This window comes from Mycobacterium sp. (genome assembly GCF_044370595.1).
Taxonomy (GTDB): domain Bacteria; phylum Actinomycetota; class Actinomycetes; order Mycobacteriales; family Mycobacteriaceae; genus Mycobacterium.
The window spans coordinates 1-6,313 of sequence record NZ_JBILVF010000180.1; the positions used below are offsets into that span (position 1 = coordinate 1).

7 protein-coding genes are annotated in these 6,313 nt (G+C 69.7%); 2 read left to right on the top strand and 5 right to left on the bottom strand.

Features of this window, described 5'->3' with window-relative positions; all coding sequences use genetic code 11:
• Positions 1 to 49: 49 nt before the first annotated feature.
• Positions 50 to 781 carry a histidine phosphatase family protein gene (locus ADBZ5N_RS16705; RefSeq protein ID WP_526259332.1) on the bottom strand — a complete coding sequence of 244 codons (732 nt, stop codon included), beginning with the start codon at positions 779 to 781 and terminating at the stop codon, positions 50 to 52.
• Positions 778 to 1,695 carry a prephenate dehydratase gene (gene pheA, locus ADBZ5N_RS16710; RefSeq protein WP_526259334.1) on the bottom strand — a complete coding sequence of 306 codons (918 nt, stop codon included), beginning with the start codon at positions 1,693 to 1,695 and terminating at the stop codon, positions 778 to 780. The genes ADBZ5N_RS16705 and pheA overlap by 4 nt, the downstream gene beginning before the upstream one ends.
• A 127-nt stretch (positions 1,696 to 1,822) precedes the next feature.
• Between pheA and ADBZ5N_RS16715 the strand changes: the two genes are divergently transcribed.
• A complete protein-coding gene (locus tag ADBZ5N_RS16715; protein ID WP_526259340.1) occupies positions 1,823 to 2,545 on the top strand; it encodes a CPBP family intramembrane glutamic endopeptidase in 723 nt (240 codons plus the stop codon).
• A gap of 170 nt (positions 2,546 to 2,715) precedes the next feature.
• On the opposite strand, the gene ADBZ5N_RS16720 is transcribed toward ADBZ5N_RS16715, so the two are convergent.
• Positions 2,716 to 2,856: a hypothetical protein gene (locus tag ADBZ5N_RS16720; protein WP_526259344.1), complete on the bottom strand. Its 141-nt coding sequence runs from the start codon at positions 2,854 to 2,856 to the stop codon at positions 2,716 to 2,718.
• Between the two features lie 50 nt (positions 2,857 to 2,906).
• On the opposite strand from ADBZ5N_RS16720, the gene ADBZ5N_RS16725 reads away from it, so the two are divergent.
• Positions 2,907 to 4,031 (top strand): LCP family protein, encoded by a 1,125-nt coding sequence (locus ADBZ5N_RS16725; protein WP_526259342.1) that lies wholly within the window; start codon positions 2,907 to 2,909, stop codon positions 4,029 to 4,031.
• 4 nt (positions 4,032 to 4,035) lie between these two features.
• Here ADBZ5N_RS16725 and ADBZ5N_RS16730 read toward each other — a convergent pair whose 3' ends face one another.
• Both ADBZ5N_RS16730 and ADBZ5N_RS16735 read right to left on the bottom strand, forming a co-directional pair.
• Positions 4,036 to 4,863 (bottom strand): glycerophosphodiester phosphodiesterase, encoded by an 828-nt coding sequence (locus ADBZ5N_RS16730; protein ID WP_526259336.1) that lies wholly within the window; start codon positions 4,861 to 4,863, stop codon positions 4,036 to 4,038.
• A gap of 4 nt (positions 4,864 to 4,867) precedes the next feature.
• On the bottom strand, positions 4,868 to 5,863 hold the full coding sequence (locus ADBZ5N_RS16735) for a DUF4328 domain-containing protein (RefSeq protein WP_526259338.1): 996 nt from the start codon (positions 5,861 to 5,863) through the stop codon (positions 4,868 to 4,870).
• Positions 5,864 to 6,313 lie beyond the last annotated feature (450 nt).

A 6,313-nucleotide genomic window follows, 5' to 3' on the forward strand; every position in this document is an offset into this window, starting at 1 on the left:
TGCACCGAACCGGGATGCGCTCACCCCGAGGCGGTGCTGCACTGTGGATTTAGCCCATCGGGTCAGCGGCGCGCAATGCGTCCTCGACCGGATGTACATCCGGTCCGGGGGAGAACGGCGGCATCAACGACCCCCATTGCACGCAGCTCCAGCGGCCATCGGTGATCGGCGCCAGCGTCACCGCCCCGGTGTTGGCCAGATGGTGGTCGAGCACAAAGCCTGCCGCCAACCCGGCCAGCGTGGCGGCGGCCAACCGGATCGCCGCACCATGGCTGACCACGACGATGTCGGACTGCCAGTCCCGGTCGTCGAGGTAGCGCAGCCGTAGCTCGGCGATCACCGATAGATACCGGTCCAGCACATCACGGCCGCTCTCCCCGTCGGGCATCGCGACATCGAGGTCACCCTCATGCCAGCGCTGGTAGATCGCGTTGAACTCGGCGATCGCGGCGTCGTCGTTACGGTTATCCAGGGCGCCGGCATGGACTTCGTGGATGTCATCGAGCTCGCGGGGAATGACGGATCCGGTTTTCCCGCTTGGTATTTCACTGGTACGGCCCAACGCGCTCAGCTCCGCGGAGATCACCGCCGCAGTCTGCGCTGCCCGCCGGGCCACCGAGTGCAGCAGCAGGCCCGGCGGATGCGTCCGGGCCCGGGCGAAATCGCGGGCCTGGTTCACCCCGAGTTCGGTGAGTTCGGCACCCGGCGGCCGGGTATCCAGCCGACGCTCGACGTTGCCGTGGGACTGGCCGTGCCGAACCAGGATCAGCCGTCCGCTCACGGCGCACCTCGCCGCAGTCGGGCCAGCCACTGCTCGGTCTCGTCGAGGGCCGGCGGCGCGGCACCGACTGCTTCACCAGTCGGCCACGACCCCAGGTAGCGGACATCGGCACAGCGCCGGTGCAACGCCTTGAGCGCCTCGGCGACCGCGCTGTCTTCGATGTGCCCCACGCAGTCCAGGAAGAAGATGTAGCTGCCGAGTCCGGTCCGGGTCGGCCGTGATTCGATGCGGGTCAGGTCGATGTCGCGAATGCCGAACTCGCTCATCGCCGCCACCAGCGCCCCCGGCGAATTGTTGATCCGCAACACCACCGATGTGCGGTCGGCTCCGGTGCGGGCCGGCGGCGGGCCCGGGCAGCCCACCAGCACGAAGCGGGTCCGGGCGTTGGGTTCGTCGACGACCCCGTCGGCCAGGGTGCCCAGGCCGTAGCGCTGGGCGGCCAGCGCCGTGCTGACCCCGGCGTCGGCGCGTCCGTCGGCGACGTCGCGGGCGGCGGCGGCGTTGGAGTTGGCCGGAATCAGTTCGGCGTCGGGGAGATGAGCGGCCAGCCATTGCCGGACCTGTGCGGCCGCCACCGGGAAGGCCGCCACGGTGTGAACCTGCCCGGGCCCCATCCCCGGGCGGGTAACGATGCTGAAGGCGACGTCGAGGGTCAACTCGGCGTAGATCTGCAGCGCCGAACCAGTGGCCAGGCTGTCCAGGGTCGGCAACACACTTCCCTCGATCGAGTTCTCGATCGGCACGCAGGCGAAGTGGGCCGCGCCGGTGCGGACGGCCTCGAGAGCCGCCGGGGTGCTCTCGGTCGGCTGGGGCTGCAGTTCCCCGTCGCCGGGCACCATCGCACCGGCGGCCATCCTCAGCAGCGCCGCTTCGCTGAAAGTCCCCTCAGGTCCGAGGTAGGCGATGCGGGACACCGTTCAACCCTATCGGGTCGGGGCTCGGCGGACGGGCCGCTACCGTGGCGGGGTGAGCGCCACTTGCGGCAGTTCTGCCGGCTCCGACCGACCCGATTCGGACCGCCCCGATCCGGACCGCCGCGCGATCCGGGTGGAAGTCGGCGTCGTGTTGGCGGTGACCTTCGGAGTCAGCGCCCTGGTCGCGGTTCTACAGTTGGCCGACGCCCTGCTGTCCGGGCTCGCCGGCCAGCGGGTTCGGCTCAACCCCAACCAGTCCCGCTACGACCTGATCAATCTCGGCTTGAACCTGGTGTCGATTGCGCAGCTGGTGGCATGGGGTGCCTTGGCGCTGTATCTGTTGTGGCGCAGTGGAATCCGGCCGTCAGCGATCGGGGTGGGCCGGATTCGCTGGCGGTCCGACGGCGCGGCCGGACTGGGCCTGGCGGCGCTCATCGGCATCCCGGGTCTCCTGCTCTACTTGGCGGCCCGCCACTTCGGCCTCAACGCCGAGGTCGAGCCGTCCGGACTGCGCGACTCCTGGTGGCGCATCCCGGTCCTGGTGCTGGCGGCGTTCGCCAACGGTTTCGCCGAGGAGGTCGTGGTGGTGGGCTACCTCATCACCCGCCTTCAACAGTTGGGGCTGCGCCAATCTCAGGCGGTGTTGTTCTCCAGCCTGCTGCGGGGCCTTTATCACCTGTACCAAGGAATCGGCGCAGGGGTGGGCAACCTGGTCATGGGACTGGTGTTCGGCTACGCCTGGTGCCGTACCGGTCGGCTGTGGCCGTTGGTCCTGGCCCACGGGATCATCAACACCGTGGCCTATGTCGGCTACGTTCTGCTGTCCGGCCATCTGGCATGGCTGCGGTGATCCGGCCCCGCCGCAGCTTAAGTTGACCGGTGTGAACGACGACCGGCCTCGGCCACCGCGGGGGGCCGTGGACCCGCCGACCGAGCGGATTCCACGAGTGCGTCCGGTACCCCCGCCGCCACCGGGCGCACTGCCGCGACCCGCAATCCCGCGACCCGAACCGTCACAGGTCATCCGCCGGGACACGGGTTACCGGCGACCCCCACCGCGGCTGCCGGCCCCGTCGCACCGTCCGCCGCCACCACCCGGGCCGCCCCGCCGGCCAGTTCCGCCGCCGGCATTCCCCGCCCGCCGCCCGGTTCCGCCACCACCACCGGCATTCCCCGCCCAACAGCCACCCCCCCAGCGGCCCCCCCAGCCAATCCCCCAGGCACCCCCCCAGCCGCCCCCGGCCCCCAGACGCAGAGCCGTCCAGGCCACCCGCATTGCCAAACCTGCTCCGGCGCGACGACCCGCGACCCGTGCTGCCAGCGCCCCCGCCGTCCGCGCCAAGCGCACACCGCCCACCGTGCGACGGACCCGGCGCGGTGTGTTCCGCAGGATCGTGACCGGCTTCGTCGCGGTCGCCACGTTGATGGTCACGGCGGTACTCGGTGGCGCGATCTGGGCTGAAACGGCATTGCAGCGGGTGGCGGTCTTCGCCGACTATGCCGGCCGCCCGGCCGCCGGCGCGGGAACGAATTGGCTTCTGGTCGGCTCCGACAGCCGGGCGGGTCTGACCGAGCAGCAGCAGGCCGAGTTGGCCACCGGCGGCGAGGTGGGCAACGGCCGCACCGACACCATCCTGCTTGTGCACGTGCCGGGGCCGCTTTCCGGCCAACCCACCACGATGGTGTCGATTCCCCGCGACTCCTATGTGGACATCCCCGGTTGGGGCATGGACAAGATCAACGTGGCCTTCGCCGAAGGCGGCCCGACGCTGTTGGCGCAGACCGTCGAACAGTCCACCGGATTGCGTCTGGACCACTACGCCGAAATCGGGTTGGGCGGCTTCGGCGGCGTCGTCGACGGACTCGGCGGTGTGAGGATGTGCCTTCCGGAGCCGATCAACGATCCATTGGCCGGCATCGACCTGCCCGCCGGCTGTCAGGTACTCAACGGCCCCAACGCGCTGGGTTACGTCCGGACCCGCGCCACCCCGCGTGCCGACCTCGACCGGATGGTCAAACAGCGGGAGTTCATGTCGGCGATGCTCCAGCGCGCCGGCAGTCCGGCGGTGTGGCTCAATCCATGGCGCTGGTATGCGGTGCCGGCCGCGGCATTGGACGCGCTGAAAGTCGACAACGGCGCGCATGTGTGGAGCCTAGGGTGGTTGACCTGGGCTCTGCGCGGTCCGATGACCACCCTCACTGTTCCGATCGGGGAGTTCACCGGCAACGATTCCGGCGACGTGGCGGTGTGGGACTCCGAGACGGCCGCAATGCTTTTCGGGGCGCTTCGCAGCGACGCGCCGGTTCCCCAGCAAGTGCTCGACGGCCAGCCCTGACCGGTCAAGTCCGCGGTCCGGTCAGCCCGTTCTCAAGCCAGGCCTTGGTGCGGCCGGGGTGGTTGGTGGCGATCCAGCCCACTCCGAGGTCGCGGCAGAACTCGACGTCCTCGTAGTGGTCGACGGTCCAGCAGTACATCGCCCGGCCCTGCGCGGCGGCGCGGTCGACGAGTTCGGGATGTTCGCGCAGGGTGGCGATCGACGGGCCGACGGCGGTGGCACCGACCGTGGTCGCCGCACCCCCGCCGAGGTAGCGCGAGGTTTCCCCGAGCAGCACGGTGGGCAGCAGGGGGGCCGCCCGGCGGATCCGCCACACCGCAGCGGCGGAGAAGGACATCACCACCGCGCGGGAAAGATCCGCCGACGCCGGGGAAGCCAGGCCGTAGCGGTTCAGCAGTGCCAGCACCTTGCTCTCCACCAACGCCCCGTAGCGCACCGGATGTTTGGTCTCGATGAAGACTTTGACCGGCCGGTTCCAGTCCAGGACGAGTTCCAACAGGTCCTCGAGGGTGAGCAGGCCGGTATCGCCGGCATTCCGTTCGTCATCAGATCGCGCGCTGGAATGCCATACCCCCCAATCTAATTCACGCAGTTGCGCCAAAGTCATATCACTGACGAGCCCGGTGCCGGTGGAGGTGCGGTCGACTCGACGGTCGTGAACGCAGACCAGATGCCCGTCTCGGGTGAGTCGTACATCGCATTCCACCCCATCGGCGCCCTCCTGCAACGCCAACTCGTAGGCGGCAAGGGTGTGTTCGGGAAGATCGGCCGACGCGCCGCGATGCGCGACCACGAAGGGGTGCTCCCCACGCGGTTCGGCCACCGGCGACATAGACCTATGCTGCCGGTTCCCGGTCCCGGGACTCAACTGATTGCCCCGACGACTCCGCGTCGTCGACGTCATCGGTCGGCTCGCGCCCGAGGTCCTCGGTGCCATCGGCCGACCCAGTGTCATCGACCTGCCCGGTGTCATCGGCCTGCCCGGTGGCCGACTGCTCTTGGGGAACGACCACCCACCGGTGCAGTGGCCGATCCACCGGTTTGCGCACGAAGCCTTCCAACACCCGCCACAGCAGCGTCAGCACCGCCAGCCCCGCCAGGTAGGCGATGATCATTGTCACCGTGTTGTCGGCGATGCCCTGGGCGTCGGTGGCGCGGCTGGTCCATATGGCCCAACCACAGATGATGAAGGTGACCAGCCAGGCGATCCACCACAGGATGATGGGCCCGCGCTGACGGGCCTGACACCGCTCCGCCTGCGCCAACTCCTGGACGAATACCGGCGCCCACACCAGGTTGACCAACGGGGTCAGGCATCCCGCCCACACCGCCCACTGCGGACGTGGATCGTCCTGGCCGTGTACAGCGAATGCCGCTGCCCGCCGGCCGATCAACCACGAGGTCAGGGTGACCGCCGCCGCGATCACCGCAACGATGGCCGCGAGGCTGATCAACACGCCGGCCAACAACGAGCCGAAGGCGATGAACGGCGGCAGCAACACCGTGCGGTTGAGCAACAGCAACAGGTAACGCACCACGTGCACACCGGCAGCCAACGCGAACACCACGGCGGCACCGATCAGCGCCGCACGTGCCACGCCCGCCGACGCCGTCTTTCCTGGCCCGCGCTCATCGGCGGCGGCCTGCAGGGTGATCGGGTCGACCAGCCCCCACCGGGGAACGGAATGGTAGCGCGGCGTCGGCCCCAGCGGGCGACGGCGAGGCCGGGGTGGTGGCGGCGGGCCCGGCCGCACCGCGATCCAGCGGAAACCCGAGGGCGGTCGCCGCGTGGACGGCGTGCGCGGCGGCCCGACCTGCGGCCCGCCCGCCATCTGCAGAGCCGGCGCACCCGTGGGCGCTAGCAGGGCACCCTGGCACCGTGGACACCATCCGCGCTGCCGATGGCGCACGTTCCACCGTGTCCCGCACCGGGAGCACACCTGAATCACGCCGACCAGCCTAGCGAGGCAGTGTCCCGCCGGGACGGTCCACGCAGTCCCGCCACTGCCACTATGGCGGCCCTTATTGTGGCACCGTGTGCCGCTTACGCTGGGGACATTAGTCAGCAATACCCCGCTATCCACAGTTTCCACAGGTTTATCCACATCCCGATTCGGCCGGTGAAAAGCCTCCTGAGCACTGCATAGGCGCGGGGACGACGAGGTTCCCTGTGGACAACGCGCCGACGGCGGGACTCGGTGATCAACAGCCGCGGCCCCCTCCGAGCGAAATCGCTGCGCTGCCCTCCCGACGCATCGGTGGGCGCGACGCGCCGAACGACA

Bases quoted from the DNA above. Each gene is read 5' to 3' on its own strand.
- ADBZ5N_RS16735 (WP_526259338.1), bottom strand. From the start codon at position 5,863: ATGGCGGGCGGGCCGCAGGTCGGGCCGCCGCGCACGCCGTCCACGCGG.
- ADBZ5N_RS16730 (WP_526259336.1), bottom strand. From the start codon at position 4,863: ATGTCGCCGGTGGCCGAACCGCGTGGGGAGCACCCCTTCGTGGTCGCG.